This is a genomic window from Methylobacterium amylolyticum (assembly GCF_030700245.1).
In the GTDB taxonomy this organism is placed as follows: Bacteria; Pseudomonadota; Alphaproteobacteria; order Rhizobiales; family Beijerinckiaceae; genus Methylobacterium.
In genome coordinates this window covers 48,261-69,122 of sequence record NZ_JAUYZI010000007.1, presented here as the reverse complement: position 1 = coordinate 69,122, position 20,862 = coordinate 48,261, and the positions used below count along the sequence as shown (strand labels likewise).

At 70.2% G+C, this 20,862-nt stretch carries 18 protein-coding genes and 1 tRNA gene; 6 read left to right on the top strand and 13 right to left on the bottom strand.

Going from position 1 to position 20,862, the window contains the following annotated elements; translation table 11 throughout:
* Nucleotides 1-104 precede the first annotated feature (104 nt).
* Together rpoN and glmU are read left to right on the top strand one after the other, a co-directional pair.
* Nucleotides 105-1,664 (top strand): RNA polymerase factor sigma-54, encoded by a 1,560-nt coding sequence (gene rpoN / locus Q8W71_RS07450; protein WP_305524709.1) that lies wholly within the window; start codon nt 105-107, stop codon nt 1,662-1,664.
* A 283-nt stretch (nt 1,665-1,947) separates the two neighbouring features.
* Complete coding sequence (gene glmU, locus Q8W71_RS07445) at nt 1,948-3,324, top strand: bifunctional UDP-N-acetylglucosamine diphosphorylase/glucosamine-1-phosphate N-acetyltransferase GlmU (protein WP_305524708.1); 1,377 nt, start codon at nt 1,948-1,950, stop codon at nt 3,322-3,324.
* A gap of 121 nt (nt 3,325-3,445) precedes the next feature.
* On the opposite strand, the gene glmS is transcribed toward glmU, so the two are convergent.
* The 4 genes from glmS to Q8W71_RS07425 all read right to left on the bottom strand — a co-directional run bounded on the left by glmS (nt 3,446) and on the right by Q8W71_RS07425 (nt 7,963).
* A complete protein-coding gene (gene glmS / locus Q8W71_RS07440; RefSeq protein ID WP_305524707.1) occupies nt 3,446-5,272 on the bottom strand; it encodes a glutamine--fructose-6-phosphate transaminase (isomerizing) in 1,827 nt (608 codons plus the stop codon).
* 144 nt (nt 5,273-5,416) lie between these two features.
* Nucleotides 5,417-6,520: a DUF2125 domain-containing protein gene (locus tag Q8W71_RS07435; RefSeq protein WP_305524706.1), complete on the bottom strand. Its 1,104-nt coding sequence runs from the start codon at nt 6,518-6,520 to the stop codon at nt 5,417-5,419.
* A gap of 92 nt (nt 6,521-6,612) precedes the next feature.
* Nucleotides 6,613-7,059 carry a hypothetical protein gene (locus tag Q8W71_RS07430; protein ID WP_305524705.1) on the bottom strand — a complete coding sequence of 149 codons (447 nt, stop codon included), beginning with the start codon at nt 7,057-7,059 and terminating at the stop codon, nt 6,613-6,615.
* A gap of 127 nt (nt 7,060-7,186) precedes the next feature.
* Nucleotides 7,187-7,963, bottom strand: a complete 777-nt coding sequence (locus Q8W71_RS07425) for a lysophospholipid acyltransferase family protein (protein ID WP_305524704.1) — start codon at nt 7,961-7,963, stop codon at nt 7,187-7,189.
* A gap of 97 nt (nt 7,964-8,060) precedes the next feature.
* Between Q8W71_RS07425 and Q8W71_RS07420 the strand changes: the two genes are divergently transcribed.
* Nucleotides 8,061-8,351: a hypothetical protein gene (locus Q8W71_RS07420; RefSeq protein WP_305524703.1), complete on the top strand. Its 291-nt coding sequence runs from the start codon at nt 8,061-8,063 to the stop codon at nt 8,349-8,351.
* A gap of 4 nt (nt 8,352-8,355) precedes the next feature.
* Here the strand turns inward: Q8W71_RS07420 and Q8W71_RS07415 are convergent, their stop codons facing one another.
* From Q8W71_RS07415 to Q8W71_RS07395, 5 genes are all read right to left on the bottom strand, one after another.
* Entirely contained in the window at nt 8,356-8,847 is a 492-nt protein-coding gene (locus tag Q8W71_RS07415; protein ID WP_305524702.1) for a hypothetical protein, read from the bottom strand.
* Nucleotides 8,848-9,045: 198 nt separating this feature from the next.
* Entirely contained in the window at nt 9,046-12,240 is a 3,195-nt protein-coding gene (locus tag Q8W71_RS07410) for an efflux RND transporter permease subunit (protein WP_305524701.1), read from the bottom strand.
* 80 nt (nt 12,241-12,320) lie between these two features.
* Nucleotides 12,321-13,457 carry an efflux RND transporter periplasmic adaptor subunit gene (locus Q8W71_RS07405; RefSeq protein WP_305524700.1) on the bottom strand — a complete coding sequence of 379 codons (1,137 nt, stop codon included), beginning with the start codon at nt 13,455-13,457 and terminating at the stop codon, nt 12,321-12,323.
* Nucleotides 13,458-13,680: 223 nt separating this feature from the next.
* Nucleotides 13,681-14,001, bottom strand: a complete 321-nt coding sequence (locus tag Q8W71_RS07400; RefSeq protein ID WP_305524699.1) for a rhodanese-like domain-containing protein — start codon at nt 13,999-14,001, stop codon at nt 13,681-13,683.
* Nucleotides 14,002-14,124: 123 nt separating this feature from the next.
* On the bottom strand, nt 14,125-15,423 hold the full coding sequence (locus Q8W71_RS07395) for a glycosyltransferase family 4 protein (RefSeq protein ID WP_305524698.1): 1,299 nt from the start codon (nt 15,421-15,423) through the stop codon (nt 14,125-14,127).
* 138 nt (nt 15,424-15,561) lie between these two features.
* Between Q8W71_RS07395 and Q8W71_RS07390 the strand changes: the two genes are divergently transcribed.
* Nucleotides 15,562-15,639, top strand: a tRNA-Pro gene (locus tag Q8W71_RS07390).
* Nucleotides 15,640-16,008: 369 nt separating this feature from the next.
* A complete protein-coding gene (locus Q8W71_RS07385; RefSeq protein WP_305524697.1) occupies nt 16,009-16,203 on the top strand; it encodes a hypothetical protein in 195 nt (64 codons plus the stop codon).
* 70 nt (nt 16,204-16,273) lie between these two features.
* Here the strand turns inward: Q8W71_RS07385 and Q8W71_RS07380 are convergent, their stop codons facing one another.
* The 3 genes from Q8W71_RS07380 to Q8W71_RS07370 all read right to left on the bottom strand — a co-directional run bounded on the left by Q8W71_RS07380 (nt 16,274) and on the right by Q8W71_RS07370 (nt 18,424).
* Nucleotides 16,274-17,107: an SANT/Myb-like DNA-binding domain-containing protein gene (locus Q8W71_RS07380; RefSeq protein WP_305524696.1), complete on the bottom strand. Its 834-nt coding sequence runs from the start codon at nt 17,105-17,107 to the stop codon at nt 16,274-16,276.
* 580 nt (nt 17,108-17,687) lie between these two features.
* Nucleotides 17,688-18,086 carry a hypothetical protein gene (locus Q8W71_RS07375; RefSeq protein WP_305524695.1) on the bottom strand — a complete coding sequence of 133 codons (399 nt, stop codon included), beginning with the start codon at nt 18,084-18,086 and terminating at the stop codon, nt 17,688-17,690.
* Nucleotides 18,083-18,424, bottom strand: a complete 342-nt coding sequence (locus Q8W71_RS07370) for a hypothetical protein (protein WP_305524694.1) — start codon at nt 18,422-18,424, stop codon at nt 18,083-18,085. Before Q8W71_RS07370 ends, Q8W71_RS07375 begins: the two co-directional genes overlap by 4 nt.
* A gap of 1,140 nt (nt 18,425-19,564) precedes the next feature.
* Between Q8W71_RS07370 and Q8W71_RS07365 the strand changes: the two genes are divergently transcribed.
* Complete coding sequence (locus tag Q8W71_RS07365; RefSeq protein WP_370875357.1) at nt 19,565-20,071, top strand: Ros/MucR family transcriptional regulator; 507 nt, start codon at nt 19,565-19,567, stop codon at nt 20,069-20,071.
* 21 nt (nt 20,072-20,092) lie between these two features.
* Here the strand turns inward: Q8W71_RS07365 and Q8W71_RS07360 are convergent, their stop codons facing one another.
* A complete protein-coding gene (locus Q8W71_RS07360; protein ID WP_305524693.1) occupies nt 20,093-20,617 on the bottom strand; it encodes a hypothetical protein in 525 nt (174 codons plus the stop codon).
* Nucleotides 20,618-20,862 lie beyond the last annotated feature (245 nt).

The window sequence follows — 20,862 nt, the reverse complement described above, 5'->3', positions numbered from 1 at the left end:
CGCCCCGGGTATGAAGCTACACAGGGTGGCACCTAAGCAAGAAGCGTGCCGCGAGCCGCGTGCTCCCGGCCGTCGGGCGTGACCGGAAGGCATCGGGGCGTGGCATGAGTCTGCTGCAACGGCTGGAAGTGCGCCAGGGCCAAGCCCTGGTGATGACGCCGCAGCTCCTGCAAGCGATCAAGCTCCTGCAACTCTCCCACCTCGACCTCGCCGCCTACGTCGACGCCGAGCTGGAGCGGAACCCCCTTCTGGAGCGCGTGGAGAGCGAGGTGCCGGCCGAGGCTCCGGATGCCGGGCAGGGCGAGGCGGCCGCGGACGATTTCGACGCGCCGGAGCCCGACCCGTGGCTCGCCGCCGACCTGAACCCCAGCCGCACCGAGATCGAGGGCGACATCGATACCCGCCTCGACAACGTCTTTCCCGACGAGACGCCGACGCGGGTCCGCGAGGCGGAGGGCGGCGACAGCCTCTCGCTGACGCCCGCGCCCTACGGCAGCACCGGCGGCAGCTTCGATGCGGAGCCGCCGGATTTCGAGGCGACGCTCACCGCCGAGACGAGCCTGCGCGACCACCTCGCCGCCCAGCTCGATCTCGCCACCCGCGATCCCGCCGAGCGCCTGATCGGCGGCTTCCTGATCGACGCGGTCGACGAGGCCGGCTACCTGCGCGAGACCGTGGAGAGCGTGGCCGAGCGCCTCGGCGCCGCGCCCGCCGCGGTGGAGCGGGTGCTGGCGCTCGTCCAGACCTTCGATCCGTCGGGGGTGGCCGCCCGCGATCTCGCCGAGTGCCTGAGCCTCCAATTGCGCGAGCAGGACCGGTTCGACCCGGCGATGCAGGCCCTGGTCTCGCGCCTCGACCTCGTGGCCAAGCGCGACTTCGCGGCGCTCCGCCGCCTCTGCGGCGTCGACGACGAGGATCTGGTCGACATGCTCGGCGAGATCCGCCGCCTCGACCCGAAGCCCGGCCGCGCCTTCGGGTCGAGCGCCGTCGAGGTGCTGGTGCCGGACGTGTTCGTGCGCGCCGCCCCCGACGGCTCCTGGCTCGTGGAGCTGAATGGCGAGGCGCTGCCGCGGGTGCTGGTCAACCAGAGCTACTATGCCCGCGTCTCCCGCAACGCCCGCGCCGAGGGCGACAAGGCGTTCCTGTCCGAGGCGCTCCAGAACGCCAACTGGCTCACCCGCTCCCTGGAGCAGCGGGCCCGCACCATTCTGAAGGTCGCCACCGAGATCGTCCGCCAGCAGGACGGGTTCTTCGCCCACGGCGTCGCCCATCTGCGGCCCTTGAACCTGAAGACGGTCGCCGAGGCGATCGGCATGCACGAATCGACCGTCTCCCGCGTCACCTCCAACAAGGCGATCGGCACGAGCCGCGGCACCCTGGAGATGAAGTACTTCTTCACCGCGGCGATCCCAGGCGCGGCGGGTGCGGCGGCCCATTCCTCGGAAGCCGTGCGCCACCGCATCAAGCAGCTCGTGGACGGGGAGGCGGAGGACGTGCTCTCCGACGACGCGCTGGTGCAGAAGCTGCGCGGCGAGGGGATCGACATCGCCCGCCGGACGGTGGCCAAGTACCGGGAGTCGCTGCGGATCCCGAGTTCGATCGAGCGCCGCCGCGAGCGCTTCGCCCATGGCGGCGCCGGCCACGCGGCGATGGCGCTGCGCTGAGGCCGGCCGGGCTTGCGCTGCGGCCACGTTCGGACCATCCGTCGCGGACCGTGGGCGTGCCGCACAATACACGACAGTTCGACGTTTGCGTCGGTCGATCCCACCACCCCCCCTCATCCTGAGGTGCCGGAGCGAAGCGGAGACCTCGAAGGAGCCCTCCAGCCAGCCGCGCGATCCCGGGAGGTCTCCTTCGAGGCCCGCTGCGCGGGCACCTCAGGATGAGGTAGAGGGTCGGAAACGCCTCCCGGCGACCACTTCGGCGAAACCTGCCCAGGGACCCGCGATGACCTCGACCGCCACGCCGCAGCGCAGCCTCACCGCGATCGTGCTCGCCGCCGGCAAGGGCACGCGGATGCGCTCCGAGCTGCCGAAGGTGCTGCACCGGCTCGCCGGCCGCAGCATGCTCGGCCACGTGCTCGCGGCTGTGCAGGCGGCGGGTGCCGGCCGCCTCGCCGTGGTGGCCGAGCCCGGCCGCGCCGACGTAGCCGAGGAGATCGCCCGGCAGGCACCCAGCGCCGAGGTGTTCGCCCAGGTCGAGCGGCTGGGCACCGCCCACGCCGTCCTGGCCGCCGCCGCGATTCTGGAATCGCCGGACGACGATGTGGTCATCGCCTTCGGCGACACCCCGCTGGTCACCGCCGAGACCTTCCTGAGGCTGCGCGCGCCGCTCGCCGCGGGCGCGGCGGTCGCCGTCCTCGCCTTCGACACGGCGAACCCGGCGGGCTACGGCCGCGTGCTGACCGAGGGCGCGCGGGTGCTGGCGATCCGCGAGGAGAAGGATGCGAGCGCGACCGAGCGCGCGGTGACGCTGTGCAATGCCGGCCTGATGGCGCTCTCCGGCGCGCACGCGCTCGCCCTGCTCCGGCGGATCGGCAACGACAACGCGGCCGGCGAGTATTACCTGCCCGACGCGGTGGCGCTGGCGGTGGCCGAGGGCCTCACCGTCGCCGTGGTGCCGGTGGAGGAGGCGGAGGCGCAAGGCGTCAACGACCGGGCGCAGCTCGCCGTCGCCGAGGCGGCGATCCAGGGCCGCCTGCGCCGCACCGCCATGCTCGGCGGCGCCACCCTGGCCGCGCCGGAGACGGTGTTCCTCAGCCACGATACCGTGCTGGGGCGCGACGTGACGGTCGAGCCCAACGTCGTGTTCGGTCCCGGCGTCACCGTGGCCGACGGCTGCACGGTGCGGGCGTTCTCGCACCTCGCCGACACGCGGCTGGAGGCGGGCGCCCGGATCGGCCCCTTCGCGCGGCTGCGCGGCCACGCGGTGATGGAGGCGGGTGCCGAGATCGGCAATTTCGTCGAGCTGAAGAACGCCCATCTCGGGCCCGGCGCCAAGGCCGCGCACCTGACCTATCTCGGCGACGCGGAGGTCGGCGCCAAGGCCAACATCGGCGCGGGCACCATCACCTGCAACTATGACGGCGTGTTCAAGCACCGCACCACCATCGGCGCGGGGGCGTTCATCGGCTCGAATTCGGCCCTCGTCGCTCCCGTCACGGTCGGGGCGGGGGCCTACGTCGCCTCGGGCTCGGTGATCACCGACTCGGTGCCCGATGGGGCGCTCGCGGTCGCGCGCGGGCGGCAGGCGGTGAAGCCGGAGCGGGCGACCCGGATGCGCGCCGCGCTTCTCGCCGAGAAGGCCGCCCGCGCGAAGACCTGATTCGGGATTCCGGAGGGCGAGCCCTTCGGTGGGTCGTCAGGCCGAAGCCCTGACAGGTTCGCGGGCTCCGCCCGCACCCGCGCGAGGGCTCGCCCTCTCGACACCCGGATCGGCGCGATCGTCACTCCACCGTGACGGACTTGGCGAGGTTGCGGGGCTGATCCACGTCTTTCCCCATGAACACGGCGGTGTGGTAGGCCAGGAGCTGGATCGGCACCGCGTAGACGATCGGCGCCACCATCGCGTCCACCGCCGGCATCGTGAAGGTCGCGAGCGTCTCCAGTCCGTGCTCGGCCGCGCCCTTCGCGTCGCCGATCAGCACGATCCGCCCGCCGCGGGCGGCCACCTCCTGCATGTTCGACACGGTCTTCTCGAACACCGCGTCGTGCGGCGCGATGACGATCACCGGGACGCTCTCGTCGATCAGCGCGATCGGCCCGTGCTTCAGCTCGCCCGCCGCGTAGCCCTCCGCGTGGATGTAGCTGATCTCCTTGAGCTTCAGCGCGCCTTCCAGCGCCATCGGGTAGCTGGTGCCGCGGCCGAGATAGAGCACGTCGCGGGCCTTCGCGACCTCGCGGGCGAGGATCTCGATCGCGCCTTCGTGGGTCAGCGCCTCGGCCATCAGGCCCGGCGCCCGGATCAGCGCGTCGATCAGCCGGCGCTCGCCCGCCGCGTCGAGGGTGCCCCGCGCTCGGCCCGCCGCGATGGCGAGGCAGAGCAGCACCGTGAGCTGGCAGGAGAACGCCTTGGTGGAGGCGACGCCGATCTCGGGACCGGCGAGCGTCGGCATCACCACCGAGGATTCCCGGGCGATCGTCGAGGTCGGCACGTTGACGACGCTGAGCGTGTGCTGCCCCTGGCTCTTGGCGTAGCGGAGCGAGGCCAGCGTGTCGGCGGTCTCGCCCGATTGCGAGATGACCAGCGTCAGCCCGTCCCGCTCCAGCGGCGCCTCGCGGTAGCGCGCCTCGGAGGCCACGTCGATCTCGACCGGCAGGCGGGCGATCTGCTCGAACCAGTAACGCGCCACCAGCCCGGCGTAGAAGGCCGTGCCGCAGGCGGTGATGTACACCCGGGTGAGACGCGCGAAGTCGAAGGGCAGCGCCTCGGGCAGCATCACCCGGCCCGCGGCCATGTCGACGTAGTGGGCCAGCGTGCGGCCCACCACCTCCGGCTGCTCGTGGATCTCCTTCGCCATGTAGTGGCGGTACTCGCCTTTATCGACGCGGAAGGCCTGCGTGGCGATGGTCTGCTTCGGGCGCTTCACGACGGCGCCGGAGGCGTCGCGGATTTCCGCACCGGCCCGGGACAGGATCGCCCAGTCGCCCTCGTCGAGGTAGGTGATCGCGTCGGTGAAGGGGGCGAGCGCCAGGGCGTCCGAGCCGAGATAGGTCTCGCCCGCGCCGTAGCCGACGGCGAGCGGGGCGCCGTGGCGGGCGCCGATCAGCAGGTTCTCCTCACCCGCGAAGATGAAGCCCAGCGCGAAGGCGCCGCGCAGGCGGGGCAGGGCGGCGGCGACCGCGTCCACCGGCCCCATCTGCCGGTCCATGTTGCGGCTGACGAGCTGGGCGACGACCTCGGTGTCGGTCTCGGTCTCGAAGCGGACGCCGTCGGTCTCCAGCTCCTGCTTCAGCTCGCGGAAATTCTCGATGATGCCGTTGTGCACCACCGCGAGCCGGGCGGTGGCGTGCGGGTGGGCGTTGGTCTCGTTCGGCCGCCCGTGCGTGGCCCAGCGGGTGTGGCCGATGCCGATCGCGCCGGCGAGCGGCGCCTCGGCGAGCCGGGCCTCCAGGTTGACGAGCTTGCCCGAGGCGCGGCGGCGCTCCAGCCGGCCGTGCTCCAGGGTGGCGATGCCGGCGGAATCGTAGCCGCGGTACTCCAGCCGCCGCAGCGCCTCGATCACCCCGCCCGCCACCGCGTCGCGCCCGACGATGCCGACGATGCCGCACATGATGGATGTCCCTCGCTCGGACGGGCGATGCCGCCGCGGCGCCCCGCGCAAGACGCGCGCCGCGGGTGCGGCCCGTCCGCCCGGCCCCGCTTTTGCCGGATCGGCACCGAATGTGCCAGCCTGGGCGCCGCCCGGGCCCCGGGCTCAGTACAGGGCCGGCAGCCGCACGTTGGGGATCGGGAAGCCGCTGAACAGGATCCGCCCGTCGACCAGCCGCAAGGGCGGCAGCGCCTTCAGCGGCGTCCCCTCGGGCTGTGGCGCCCCGGCCTCCGCCCGGCGGCTGCCGAGCCCGAGCAGTCCGCCGACGAGCTGCCCGACCAGCGCCCCCTTGTCCGAGCCGAGGCTCTGACCGACGATCCCGCCGATCAGCGCGTCCACGCCCGCGGCGCGCAGGTCGATCTGGCCCGCGGGCCGGTGGGCGGCGTCGAGGGTGATCGTGCCCTTCGCCTGCACCCGCTGCGCGCCCTTGGCCAGGGACAGGGCGGTGAGGTCGAGGCTGCCGCCCGCCTCCCGCCAGCGCTCCAGCTCCCGCGGCACCGCGCCGGTTCCGAACACCGTGGCGCGGGTGATCGTGGCGTCGAGGGAGATGTCGGCGGGCGTGTCGGTGCCGGTCAGCGCGTCGAGATCCGGGATCGCGGCTTGCGCGAGCTGAAGGCTGACATCGACCGCACCCTCGGCGTCGAACCGGCCCGGCGTCGGGCGCGCGTGCAGCTCGAGGTGGCGGCCCGCGATCGCGATCGGCTGCGGCTCGGCCCCGGCGACCGTGACCTTCGGGCCGTCGATCACGAGGGAAGCGCGGGTGAAGCCGGTCTCGGCGCCGTGGAAGCTCCCCTGCAACCCGGTCCACGTCGCGTCGCCCGTCAGGTCGCCCTGCTCGACGTGGAAGGGGCCCTGCGCCTCGAACAGCACGAGGCGCGGCTGGTAGACCTGCGCGGCGGCGGTGATCGGGCCGAGGCGGAAGCGGCTGTCGGAGCGCTCCAGGGTCACCGCCGCGCAGCGCAGCTCGATCCGGAACGGGTAGCCGGTGACGCTGCGGTCCGCGCAGGTCCAGGTGCGGCCCGCGCCGGCCTCGCGGGCGAGCCACGCATCCATCTCCCGCTCGGCCCGGCCGCGGATGTAGAACCAGCCCGCCGACCAGAGCACGGCGACGACCAGCAGCAGAATGTAGGGCAGGAACAGCCCGAGGCGGCCGTACCGCCTTGACGCTCTCGTTCCCCGGGCGTCCCGCCGCGTCGGGTCCTGCGTCATGCCACTCGCTCCTGCCAACGGGCCCCGCTTGAGGCCACGCTGGGGGCGAAACTGGGGCGGAAGCCCGGCGGGTCGACGGTCCCGCCCGCGACTCAGGCGCGGCCCGGCTCGGCGGACTCGATGCTGAGATCCTCGACGATCGCGACGCGCTCGGCCTCGCCCTCGGCGAGCCGGTGCACGTGCATCTCCGTGGCGCCGGAGCGGCGGACGCGGTCGAGCCACACCCGCCGCAGGTGCTCGCGGGGGCTCTCGTCCGAATTGGCCACCGAGACCAGCTCGGCGATCCCGGACGCGTCGCGACGCACCGCCATCACCACCGCCTCGCTCATCTCCTCGGGGCCGAACGCCCCCGCCTCGTGGACGCCGACGACGTAGCGCCGGCCCGACCGTCCGCGCCACGCCGACAGCGCCAGGGCGGGGGAGCCGCGCAGGCCCGCGGCGGTCCTCAGGCGTTCTTCACGCACGTCCCGTCTCCGTGTGCGGTCGTCCTTCAGGTCGCGTAGCGCGGCCGACCAGGACAGGGCTCTCTTGTTCGCCATTTGTTCTAAAATATCCGCAGCGCCTCGGGGGCGTCAAGGGCGACGCATCGTTCCCCGGATGTGGTGGCGGACCGGGTTATCCACAAGCACCGGGCGCGGCAGGGTGCAGGACGAGCCGGCCTCGGGATCAGCGGCGCGGCGCGGCCGCCGGCGCCTCGGAGGCGGGCACGGTGTGGCCGGCGGCGGAGAGGTCGGAGAGGCCGCCGCCGATCAGGACGTTCGAGGCGGACTCGATCCGCTCCAGCGCCAGCGCCTGGAACTCCTGCCGGGGCAGGCCGGGCGGGATCGGCGGCAGGAAGGCGATCACCGCCTTGCCCGGCCGGCGCACGAGGCTGTTGCGCGACCAGAACAGCCCGGTGTTCAGCGCCACCGGCAGGCAGGGCACGCCGAGCGCGGTGTAGAGGTGCGACAGGCCCTGCTTGTAGGCGGGGGGCGCCCCCGGCGGGCGGCGGGTGCCCTCTGGGAAGATGATGAGCTGGCGGCCGTCGCGCACCGCCTCCGCCGCCGCCGCGTTCATCAGGGCCATCGCCCGGGTGCCCTTGCTGCGGTCGATCGCCACCATGCCGCCCCGGGACAGGTGCCAACCGAACAGCGGAATGAAGAGCAGCTCGCGCTTCAGGATGTAGGCGAAGTTCGGGAAGATCGCGCACAGCGCCACGGTCTCCAGCGCCGACTGGTGCTTGGCCGCCACCAGGAGCGGCCCCGGCGGGATGTTCTCCAGGCCGCGGAACTCGACCTCGATGCCGGCGACCGTCCGCAGCAGCCACAGGGTCAGGCGCGCCCAGGTCCGGGCGACGTGCAGCACCAGCCGCCGCGAGGCCAGCGCCGGCAGGCCGGCGAAGGCGATCACCGTCGTGGCGGCGTAGAAGCAGACGTTGAAGGCGAGGGAGCGGAGGGCGAGCATCGGGACCTGTCCGTGGCGGTCCCCTGTAGCGCGGCGACGCGGCCCCGTCCAAGCGCCCGTCCGAGCGTGCCCGGACCTGCCCGAAGCGCGGGCACTCGTGGTGGTACGCAACCACAGGAGGAACCCCCTGCGCGTTCCGACCCCGCTCGTCCTGGCCGCGGCCCTCGCCGCCTGCGCGGCCGCGTCGGCCACGGCGCAGACGCCCGGTGCGACGCCCGCGCCAGAGGCGGGCCGGACCGCCGCGCCGCCGGCCACCGACAAGGAGGGCAACCCCGCCCCGACCCTGCCCGGCGCGGCCGAGGATCCGAACCTGAAGGTGCCGAGCGGGCTGCCGCCCGCGACGCAGCCCGGCGCCACCGCCGATCCCGGCACCGGTCCGACCCGCTGAGGGTTCAGGCCGGCGCCCGCGCCCGCCCGGCGCTGCGGCCCGCCACCAGCCAGTAGACGAGGCCGGCGCACGCCCCGACCACGAACAGGATCAGCGTCAGCCGCGCCTCGGCGGCCACGAGCCCGGCCGCTCCCGGACGGGTCGCGCCCCGGGCCAGCCAGGGCAGGGCGGCGGTAACGAGGCCGCATCCGCCCCCGTACCAGAGGATCCCGCGCGCCCCCAGCACCTCGCCCGCGAGGCCGACGAGGGCCGGGGGCAGGCACAGCAACACGAACAGCGCCTGGGCGAGGCCGGCGACCAGCAGGAACAGGCTCTCCGGCGGCAGTCCGGCGGAGATGTCGCCCAGCGCCGCGTCGAGGCCGGCGAGCGCCCCGTGCGTCAGCCACGCGTTGGCGCCCGGATCGAGCACGAGCGCCAGAAACAGCACCGCCGCCCCCGTGGGGACGGCGAGCAGGAGGGCGAACCCTCCGAGGAGGAGGCGGCCGAGGACGTGCATGGCTTGGCCTTACACGTCCTCGGGCCGCGCGTCTGCGCCGGAGCCCTCGTCCTGACGCGCTCCCTGCCGAGCCGGTGTCCACCTCGGCGGGGAGCGTCTAGAGCATCGTGCCGAAAGGCGGTCACCGGCTTTCGGAAAAGATGATGCAAAAACAATGGCCTAGCGCATCGTCCTGGATCCGATATCCAGGACGATGCGCTAGGCGTGGGCCGGCGTATGCCCGTCCGACCCGCTTTGCGGCTTGCGGCGCAGCCGGCCGAGCCACAGCGAGAAGTGCCGGATCACCACGTAGAACACCGGCGTCAGGAACAGGCCGAAGAAGGTCGCACCGATCATCCCGAAGAACACCGCGGTGCCGAGCGCCTGCCGCATCTCCGCGCCGGGGCCGGTGGCGACCACCAACGGCAGGGTGCCGAGGATGAAGGCGAAGGCCGTCATCAGGATCGGGCGCAGGCGCAGGCGGCAGGCCTCCACCGCCGCCTCGACCGGGCCGCGCCGCTCGCGCTGCTCGATGTCGTGGGCGAACTCCACGATCAGGATGGCGTTCTTGGCCGCCAAGCCGATCAGCACGATCAGGCCGATCTGGGTCAGGATGTTGTTGTCCTGCGCCCGGAACTGCACGCCGGCGAGCGCCGCCAGCACGCCGGTGGGCACCACCAGCAGGATCGAGAGCGGCAGCGCCCACGATTCGTACTGCGCGGCGAGCACGAGGAACACCAGCAGCACGCCCAGCGCGAACACGTAGGCGCCGGTGCCGCTCGCCGCCTTCTGCTGGTAGGCGATCTCGGTCCAGTCGTAGGCGTAGCCCTCCGGCAGGGCCTTCTTGGCGAGCTGCTCCATCGCTTCGAGCGCCTGACCGGTCGAGACGCCGGGCTTGGCCACCCCCTGCACGGGGACCGAGTAGTACAGGTTGAACCGCTGCACGATCTGCGGACCGGTCACGTCGCGCACGCTGGCGAGCGTCCCGAGCGGCACGAGCGCGCCGGTAGAGGAGCGCACCTTGATCTGGGAGATGTCCTGGATCGAGGTGCGGAAGGGTGCGTCGCCCTGGAGGCGCACCTGGTAGATGCGGCCCAGCGTGTTGAAGTCGTTCACGTAGGTGCCGCCGAGGTCGGCCTGCACCGAGGAGAAGACGTTGCCGAGCGGCACGTTGAGCATGCGCGCGATGGTGCGGTCGATGTCGAGGTAGAGCTGCGGCGTGTCGTTGCCGAAGGTGGTGAACACCCGCGTCACGTCCGGGCTCTGGTTGGCCTGACCGATCAACTCGCCCGCGGCGGCGAGCAACGGCCCGATCGACGAGGATTGGCGGCTCTCGACCTGCATCTTGAAGCCGCCGCCGTTGCCGAGGCCGCGCACCGGGGGCGGCGGGATGACGATCACCCGCGCCTCCTCGATGTTGCTCGTGGCCTTCAGCACGTCGCCGGTGACGACCGCCGCGCTGCGGCCCTGCTCGGCCCGCGCCTTGGCGTTCTTCAGCGTCAGGAACATCACGCCGGCATTGGTCGTGTTGGTGAAGGTCGCCCCGTCGAAGCCCGCGATGATCACCGCGTTGGCGATGCCGTCGACCTTCCGGGCCTCGGCGGCCGCGCGCAGCATCACCGCCGTGGTGCGGTCGAGGGAGGAGCCCGCGGGGAGCTGCACGACGCCGATCAGGTAGCCCTGGTCTTGGTCCGGGATGAAGCCGGTGGGCGTCGTCTGCGCGAGGTGCAGGGTGCCGGCGATCACGCCCGCGTACACGAGCAGCATCGCGGCGAGGCCGATGACGCCGCCGGTCAGCATCCGGACGCTGCGCCCGTAGAAGTCCGAGGTCTTCTCGAAGCCGCGGTTGAAGCCGTTCGCGAGCCAGTTGACGAAGCGGGCCACGAAGAAGCGCGGCGGCCGCTGCTCGTGGTGCGGCTTGAGGAGCAGCTTGCAGAGCGCGGGCGACAGGGTGAGCGAGTTGAAGGCCGAGATCAGCGTCGAGGCCGCGATGGTGAGGGCGAACTGCTTGTAGAACTGGCCCGAGATGCCGGGGATGAAGGCGGTCGGCACGAACACCGCCGCGAGCACCAGGGCGATGGCGATGACGGCGCCGCCGACCTCGTCCATGGTCTTGTGGGCCGCGTCGCCGGGGGAGAGCCCCTCGGCCATGTTGCGCTCGACGTTCTCGACCACGACGATGGCGTCGTCGACCACGATGCCGATGGCGAGCACCAGCCCGAACAGGGTCAGGTTGTTGAGCGAGAAGCCGAACAGGGCCATCGCCGCGAAGGTGCCGATCAGCGACACGGGGATCGCGAGTACCGGGATCAGCGCCGTGCGCCAGCTCTGGAGGAAGACGATCACCACGATGACCACCAGGGCCACCGCCTCGAACAGGGTCTTGTAGACCTCGTGGATCGATTCCTCGATGAACTCGGTGGGGTTGTAGGCGATCCGGTACTCGACGTCCGGCGGGAAGTTCTTCTTCACGTTCTCCATCACGGCGCGCACCGAGGCGGCCGCGTCGAGGGCGTTGGTGCCCGGGCGCTGGAACGCGCCGATGCCCACCGCCGGCGTGTCGTTGAGGAACGAGTTGGTGGTGTAGTCCTTCTGCCCCATCTCGACGCGGGCGATGTCCTTCACCCGCACCAAGCGCCCGTCCTGGGCCTTGATGATCACGTCGGCGAACTCTTCCGGCGTCTTGAACCGGGCCTGCGACTGCACCACGAGCTGGAAGGCGGCGGTGGGCACGGCGGGCGGGGCGTTCAGCGCGCCCGCGGCGACCTGGACGTTCTGCTCCTGGAGCGCGCTCGTCACGTCGGTGACGGACAGCCCGTAGGCGGCGAGCTTGTTCGGGTCGACCCAGACGCGTTCGGCGTACTCGCTGCCGCCGAAGATCGTGATGTCGCCGACGCCGTCGAGGCGCAGCAGCTCGTCGCGGATGTTCAGGTAGATGTAGTTGGCGAGGTAGCTCTGATCGTAGGTCTTGTTCGGGGACAGGAGGTGCACGACCAGCATCAGGTCGGGCGAGGCCTTGCGCACGGTGACGCCGAGGTTGCGCACGTCCGGCGGCAGGCGCGGCTGGGCGACCGAGAGGCGGTTCTGCACCAGCACGTTGGCGATATCGAGGTTGGTGCCGACCTTGAACGTCACGGTCAGCAGCATGTTGCCGTCGTTGGTGGACAGCGACGTCATGTAGAGCATGTTGTCGACGCCGTTGACCTCCTGCTCGATCGGCGTCGCGATGGTGGCGGCCACCGTCTCGGCGTTGGCGCCGGGGTAGCTCGCGCGCACGGTCACGGTCGGCGGCACGATCTCGGGGTACTGCGAGACCGGCAGCGTCTCGTAGGCGACGAAACCGAGGATCAGGAAGACGATCGACGTCACCGACGCGAAGATCGGCCGGTCGACGAAGAAGTGGGCGAAACGCATCGGTCGAACCTCTCAAGGCCCGCCGGTCGCCCGGGCCGGGCCTCGCGCCGGACGGACGGCGCGGGGAGCGTGTGGGGTCTTCAGGTCTTGCTCGGGGGCAATTCGATCGTCTCCGGCGTCACCTTGGCGCCGGGCCGCACCCGGAGCAGCCCGTTGACGACCACGGTCTCGTCGCCCTTCAGCCCGTCCTGGATCACGCGGTAGCCGTCGACCTTGGGGCCGAGCTTCACGTCGCGCTGCTGGATCACGTTGTCCGGCCCGAGCAGGTAGACGATCCGCTTGTCCTGGTTGGCCGCCACCGCGTCGTCGGGCAGCAGCACGCCCCGGAACGGTTTCGTGGCGGGCATCGAGACGATCCCGAACAGGCCGGGCTTGATGAACTTGTCGGCGTTCACGACGGTGGCGCGCAGCAGCACCGTGCCGGTGGCGTTGTCGACGCGGTTGTCGACGAAGTCGAGGGTGCCCTTGCGGGTCGGCTTGGGCTCGCCGGACAGGGCGATCTGGATCGGCACGCCCTTGCCCTGCTGGGTCTCGCCCATGCCGATGCCGAGCGTGTTCTGGTACTTGAGGAACGACTTCTCGTCGACGGTGAAGTTGAACCAGATCGGGTCGAGCGAGACGATCGTGGTCAGGAGCGTCTGGTCGGTGATGACGATATTGCCCTCCGACACGAGGCGGCGGCTGAGCCGCCCGTCGATCGGCGACTTCACCTCGGTGAAGTCGTAGTTGAGCTGCGCGTTGTTGAGCGCGGCCTGGGCGCTGTCGACGTCGGCCTGGGCGGTGAGCGACGCTTGGCGGCGCTGGTCGGTGACCTGCTCGGAGATGTTGCCGCTGCGCGACAGCGTCTGCGCGCGCTCCAGGTCGGTCGTGGTGAAGGTCTGCCGCGCCTTGGCCGAGACCAGGGCCGCCTGCGCCTGCTCCAGCGCCGCCTTGTAGGGGCGGCGGTCGATGACGAACAGGACCTCGCCCTTCTTGACGTTCTGGCCGTCGACGAAATTGATCTTCTCGAGGTAGCCCGTGACGCGGGCCCGCATCTCGACGAAGTTGATCGCGTCGAACCGGCCCGTGTACTGGTCCTGCTCGACGATCTCCCGCACCACCGGCTTGGCGACCGTCACCTTCGGCGGCGGGCCGCCCGGGGCCTGGGCGTGGGCTGCGTGGGATCCCGCGGCGAGGCCGACGAGGATCGTGACGAGGCTTGAGAGCCGGCTGCGCATCGTGTCGTGCTGTCCTTTGGCTGCCGGGCGTTAATCCGGCCCCGCCACGCTTTTTGTGCGCGAGCGCACATCCCGGTCCAAATCTCCGTGACCGGCGCATCTCCGCGCCCGTCCCCGGCGCGGAGACGCGCCGAAACGCGGTCGGGCTCCTCCCGGACCGTCCCCGGGCCGTCGCCGACCCGCGCGTTCGCCGGACCGGTGACCGATCCGGCGCGAGGGCGCCCTAGGCGATGGTCTCGCCGGCCGCGTACCAGTCCTTGAACCCGCCCTTGTAGTGCTCGGACAGGTCGAGCCCCGCCCGCTGCGCCGCCATCAGCGCGTGGGTGGAGCGGACCCCGGCGGCACAGGCCAGCACCGGCCGGCGGCCGTCCGCGCGCACGAGTTCCGCGAGCGCCTCCGGATCGAAGGCCGAGAGCGGGTGCGACACCGCGCCGGGGATGTGCCCGGCCTCGTACTCGTGCTCCTCGCGCACGTCGATCACCAGCATCGAGCCGTCGGCCAGCCCCCGCTTCACCGCCTCCCGATCGAGGTCGATCACCCGCATCGGCCGGATCTCCGTTCCACGTCGAGAACGCCGCGCGCGAGGGCGGACGCCCCCGGTCGCCGCTGCGGACTGACGCTTTCCCATATTCGTCAGGGCACGGGGGCGCAACCGAGGGGCGCGCCGTCAGAGCGCGGTGAGCGTCGGCCCCACGGCGGCGAAATGCGCGGCCCAGCTCGGCGGCGCGTAGCCGGTCAGCCGGGCCGCGAGGTCGGCGCGCAGCGGCGAGGCGGGGTCGCTCAGGGCCTCGATCGCCGCGAGCCAGCCCGGCCCGTCGAGGGGATCGCGGAACTCCGCGAACGTCCCGGCGATCTCCCGGTGGACGGGGAGGTCGGAGGCGACCACCGGCAGGCCGCAGGCGGCGGCCTCGACGATCGGGATGCCGTAGCCCTCCGCGAAGGAGGGCATCAGCAGCGCGGTGCTGCTGCGCATCAGCGCGGCGAGCCCGTGCGTCGAGAGGCCCGCGGCCTCGACGACGTGCGCCCGCACCCCGGGGCAGCGCTCCAGCATGTCGAGGGCGCTCTCGGCCTCCCAGCCCCGCCGCCCGACCACGACGAGGCGGGGCGCGCCCGCCCCGTGCCGCTCCGCCAGCACCCGCCAGAGCTGGAACAGCAGCAGGTGGTTCTTGCGCGACTCGATCGTGCCGCAGACGAGGAAGGTCGGCCGCTCGGGGGCGAAGCGCGGACCGTCCGGCCGGAAGGCGGGCTCGACGCCGAGATGTCCCACCGCCAGGGGCGGCCGTCCGAACCCCGCGGCCTCCAGGTGGTCGAGCGTGCGGGCGCCGGTATCGGCCGAGTTCACGAGGATCGCCGCCGCGTGCCGGCCGACGCTGCGCATCCGGGCTGCGTGCCGCTCCGCCTCGCCCGCCCGGCCGTACTCGGGATGCGTGATCGGGATGATGTCGTGCACGAAGAAGGCGGCGCGCACGTCGCGCCGGTCGTAGAGCCAGTCGAATCGCCCGGGGCGGTCGAGGCGCAGGTGCGAGGTGTGCAGGTAGAGCGCGTCGCGCGGCAAGGCCGCGAGCGGCCGGCCCCGCGCCAGGATGTCGGCCGCGGTGCGGGCCTGGATCAGGCGCCGCTGCCGGGCCGCCGGGGCGGCCGGCGCGGCGCCGCGCCCGGCCTGCCCGCCGAGTTGCCCACCCCGTTGACCGCCGAGGCCCCCGGCGAGCCGGCCGTAGACTGGATCGGCCTCGGCGTCGCGGTCCTCCACCCAGCCCGCCGCCACGGCCTCGACGATCGCCAGCGCCCGCTCGCGGTCGAGCACGCGGGGGCCCGCCGCCGTCGAGACGAGCCCGACCGCCGTCCCCGGCCGCGCGAGGAAGGCGCGGGCGTAGGCGAGGTCGACCCGGTCGATGCCCGACGGGCTCGCGTGCCGCAGGCGGGTGACGAGGCGGGTCAGGTCGAAGGCGACGGGGCGGTCGGTCATGGTCCTCGGACGGTGCGGGAGGAAGGCACCACCCGTAGCCCCCCGGCCCGGCGAGAGCCAGCGTCCGGCGGGGCCGCGCCGTTCGGGGGTTGCGCAGCCCGAGGCCGAAAGCTATGAGCCCCGGGCCCGCAGGGGCGTCGGAGTGTAGCGCAGCCCGGTTAGCGCACTAGTCTGGGGGACTAGGGGTCGTGGGTTCGAATCCCGCCACTCCGACCATAAATCTCATTGACCGGCAATGAGTTAGCAGGGGCGGCCCTCGGGTCGCCCTTCTGCTTTTCTGGCTCTGGGGTTCACCTGGGGTGCAGAAATTTTCTGTGCGGGCGTGGGGTTCTTGAACCCCGGATGCACCCCCGCGCCCCAGAGCCAGCTCACCGCCGCCCGAACACAACGATGGCCCCGGCGAATGCGAGCGCGGCGGCCATGACCGCGAGGCAGGTCGCGTCCATTCGGACCGCGTGGTGGGTAGCCCGGGGGCCAGCCATCTGACGTTCGGCCGCTGCGGCATGGTGGACACGGCCATGGGCGCGCTACGCTGGCTTGCCGAATCACGATGGCGCCGAGATCGCGTCGATCTGGGAGGTCCACATGCCGCGGAAGAAGCGCCACCCGGGCTGGCCGAAGCCGGCGCCTGAGCTCGTTCGCTTCGTCCGGGCGCTCGCAGAAGCGGACGCACGACGGGATCACGCCGAGGCCCTGAAAATGGCTGCAGCCAAGGCCGAAGAGGCGCGCAAGAGAGCGGACGGGCAGGAGGGAAAGCCTTTCGACAATCCCGGCAAGTAGTGCGCTCCGCCTGCACCAGCGGCTCGCATTCCACGGGTTGTCGCATTGAGTAAGCACTGCAGCCGGTCATTCAGAAGTGGAAGGTGTCGCTGGTGATGCGATCGCCGAGCGTGGCGCCGCCATCATCGAACAGCGGCATGTCCAGAGACACCGGCGCACCGAGTACCGGGTACCGCTTGTAGACGCCCTTGATCGCCTTGCTCACGGCGGTGGCCACGTTCGCCAACTCGATCTCGCCCTCGAGAATAGCGAGCGCCAGATCCGAGAGGACTTCCTGCTGGATCTGTCGGGGGAGTGTGCGGGGGATCGCTCGCTGAACCGCATTCATAATGAGCGCTCCGGCAGGCGCTGCGGGCTGTATCGGCCGACGGATTTTCCGAAGGTCGATACCAAGCTGACCTCGGATGACCCGCGTCGCGCGCTCCGTTCTTCCAGCGATCGCGGCTCTTGGATCAATCTTGAGAGATGATTTCTCGGCGGAGGTCCATCGCGGCTGGATCAGAAACTTTAATTTGGACCGCTTTGAGTGGACGGAGGCCATCGACCGTCCGGGCAACCGAACAGCACCATCTTTCCAAGCCCGTAATTCTTGTGTGGAGAAATCTACATGTGTGCGAGGATTTTTAAGACCAAGCCGTTTGCAGGCCACACGGGTCACAAGGGTCTTATTTAACTCCGGCGCCTCGGAGACGATGGCATTCAGATCTGGCCAGAAGCGCTTGATGATTTCGATCTCAAACTCTGAAACTTTGCCTCTTCTCTTTTTTGCGACGCCGATCCGCACAGCATGATCACAAATCTGCTTTCTGCTTCGATCAGGAAGCATCTTTTCAAGTAGCGCATAGTTCGGCGCGAACCGCCTGATCAGATCATGCTCTTGTTCGCTCCAGGGCAAACCGGGCATTTGCGCCTCCGTCGAAGCACCCCCATGCCCGCAGGGCTCGCCGTGCTCTCTGCCGGCCCGATCGATGCCAACGCTTACTCGCTGCAAGGCGCGCGACGCTGGCTCGGGTGTTTGGTGAGTCGGCACCCGTTGGACTGCAGATGTCCAATGTCCCAGCCCCGCTACCCAATACGAGGGTAAGCTGAGCGGCGAGGCCGACTCACCGGGTCAATATCGAGGTCTCAGCTCGTCGCCTCTTCAGTGTGAGATATTGCTACGGACAGCAGGGCCGCCTTCATTAAAGAAGAAGTGAGATCCGACATGCGCCTTGATGCGCGTAGGAGAGCCCCGGACCGCCTCAGCGGCCGGGGCTTTCATCGTCAGAACGGCCGCAGGCCGTACGCCTTCTCATAGGCCGCCAGCCGCCGGTTCAGCGTCCGCATGGCCCGCGTGAGCCGCCGAAGCCGCCACGCGTGGAGCAGGAGCCCGAGCGGGCTCACGGTGTGGGAGCCCCTTGCAGAGTCCTCACTGTCAGAACTGACAGTGAGGACGGGAGCGGTCTCACTGATAATGTTTTCAGTGAGGCTCGTTGCGCGGGGGCTCACCGGTCGCCATCCTTCCAGTCGCACCCGACCGCGCTCAGGACGAGCGCGGCGCGGGATGATGGAGGACCAGCCACAGCCGGATTGCCCTGCCTTTCCAGAAACGGAAAGTCGAGGTAGCGAAGGCTCAATTCTGCCTTGGCAACCGCTCCAGATATGTACTCGGGACCAAGATGCATCCCAGCGGTCAGGACTTCATGAGCCGCGCAACGTTCCACGTTTTCAATCATCGTATTTTTGAACTCTCGCGCCAGAAACGCGAGATAATTGGTCATCAACTGTCCGGTGATGGGCTCGGCCACCGCAGAGGGTTGACCGATGAGGGTCACGCCGCCGCCGACGAGCGGGAGCGTGGTGAGGCCGCGCAGGAAGCCGCGGCGGTTGGCGGGAGCGCTCATGCCGAGAGCCCTCCACGGATCAGGTACCGGCCGCGCTGCTCTGCAAGGCCGCCAACGTCGCCGATGCCCGTGTCATCGCCGTCCTCACGGTCGTCGAGGCCGCCGCGGGACCACCAGAGCTGCGAGCCCCCAAGCGAGCCGAGGGACGGCTCGGTGTCGCCGCCCTCCTCGATATCCGGATCCGGCGTCAGGGCGTCCAGAATCCTCAGGCAGCGGTCGACCCGGTCGAGGTCGGCCTCGATCTGCCGGGCGATGCGAGCGCGCAGGTTCGCGAGGCGCGCGCGCTCAAGCGCGTGCGCGGCCGCCCAGGTGGGCAGCGCAGAGGTATGGGCGTTCATCACGCGCGCCCTCCCTGGTTATGTACAGGGACATGCCGCCAAATTTCGCCCCGTACGATCTGGCGAACGGTGCTGCTGTCGATACCGAACTGCCGCCCAAGCACGCTGCTTGATATACCTGCCGATGCTCGTTCCCTGATCGTAGCGACATCCCTTTCCTTGATCTTAGCAGCGCCGTGCGCCTCGCCGAATACTCGATGATGGCTGCTAATGGCCTTGCGGCCCTTCGCAATCATGTCGGCTGTGTTATCGGCGGCAGATCCTAAAAAGAGATGGCTAGGATTGACGCAACTTGGGTTGTCGCATCGATGACAGACCAGAGACCCGACAGGATCAATTTGGGTCGCAATCTGAAACGACACGCGGTGCGCGTAAGCGGTGTCGTTATTCTTTGTGCCCCTATGCAGAACGCCATATCCGCCGTTCTGTCTCTTGCCTGTCCATAACCAGCAGGCATTCGGTCCAGCCGATTTATCGACCTTTAACCAGAATCGCCGCTTGAGATCGGGTGTTACCTCGATCTCTCTAGTCGGTATCTCAGATATCATCGTTGTCGGTCTCTGTGAGAACCGGCTTTGCAGGGCCGGCCCACTCTCCAAGATTGGAGAGTGGTCGCCCGCAAACGGTGCGGGCGCCGGGAGTCTGCAAACACGCCACAGAGAACGTGCGCCACGGCCTTCACCCGAAGGCTGTTGTATCGCCGCCAAGATCGCTCTTGACGGTGCCGTGGCACTCCCGGCATAGTTTCACCGGTCGCGTCGCACACCTAAGTGCGACACGTTCATACAGCGGGATCGAAGCCCGGCAAGGCCTGGATTTCCGCTCTGTGGCTGTGACGCTATCCCCGGCAAGGGACCGTCACGGGAGTTTGCAGGCTCCACGGACGAAGTTAGACGCAGACCCCGCGCCCGGCAAGGGACGGGGTTTTTGCGTTTCAGGTCTCAGTTGCGCGGGCGCCCGTCCCGCAACCTCCGGCGCTTAGGCAGGCCAGTCGATCGGCTCGAAATGCCAATCTTCGCCGGGAGGCACTGACCTTGGCGCGACAATTTATGGATGATCGCGCCGTTCCCAACGTTATGACTTGCGTAAGCGCATGATTTGCACCAATGCGCACGTGAGGGGACGAATGAGGATCAGATTTTGACCGATGAGTTTGCGGGGCGTGGCCCCGATTACATCACCATGGCGGGCGATATCGTCTCCGCCTACGTCTCGAACAATCCCGTCCGGCCGGCCGATCTGCCAGAGCTGATCGCGAGCGTGCACGCCGCGGTCGCCGGGCTGGCCTCGGGCCAGCCGGCCGGTGCCGCCGCGGAGGCAGTCGAGAAGCCGACGCCCGCGCAGATCCGGAAGAGCATCACGCCGGACGCGCTGATCAGCTTCATCGACGGCAAGGGCTACAAGACCCTGAAGCGGCACCTGACCAGCAACGGGCTCAGCCCGGAGACGTACCGCGAGCGCTTCGGCCTGCCGCGGGACTACCCGATGGTGGCGGCCGCCTACACCGAACGGCGATCCGCCCTGGCGCGGTCGATCGGTCTTGGTCGGCCGGGTGCGCGGGCCGAGCAGGTCCCGGAGCCCGACGATTTCGATCAGGCTGCCCCCGAGCAGGAAGCGCCGAAGGGACGGCGGCGGAAGGCCGCCTGACACGGTTGGGGTGCCGGTCGCTCAGGCGCCGGCACCCGAAACTACGGCGGCGATGATCTGGTCGCGTACGTCGTCTCGCTCAATCTGCACCGCCGGCATCTGAATGAGAGCCAGCGAGCGATGGTCGCCGCGAAGCTGGCGAACCTGACTGAGGGTCGACCGAAGGAGGAAAAGACAGCGCCGCTGCTTGGCGAAACTGCGCAAATTTGCGCAGTTCCACAGCCACGCGCAGCAGAGATGCTGAACGTCAGCCGACGGTCTGTACAGCACGCGACAACCATTCATCGCGACGCTGTTCCTGAAGTCAGAAAAGGAGTCGAAAGCGGTAGGGTCGCCGTCTCGGCTGCTGCGCAGGTGGCTCGCCTGCCGCAAGTCGAGCAACGCGCGGTCGCCACCGCTGGCGGCAAGGCCATCGCCGGTCGCCAGCCGCTCGTCCAGCGTGCGGTGGATGACGCCCGGGTCGGCCGCCTCGGCATCGCGAAGCTGCCGGGCTTCGTGGACCGCCTTGCGGGTCAGGCCGAGGTCCGCGACGGTGGCCGGGGGCATGTTCCCGCCCGGAACATGCCCTGCCGAGCCCGGATTGTGCTGCCGGGTCGCAACCTCGCCGCGTTCCTGCGCAGCGTCGTATTCGTCCGCCAGCCGGCGCTTCGCCCGGGCCTCGATCTCCAGAGCATCGGCCTGCGCGGTGGGCCAGCCCGTTAAATGCAGATCTGCAAGTGAACCTCACACCTCCACAGGGCATAGCGACAGCATGAAACGCTCCAATCGCTCTTGCCCACAGGGAAAGTAGT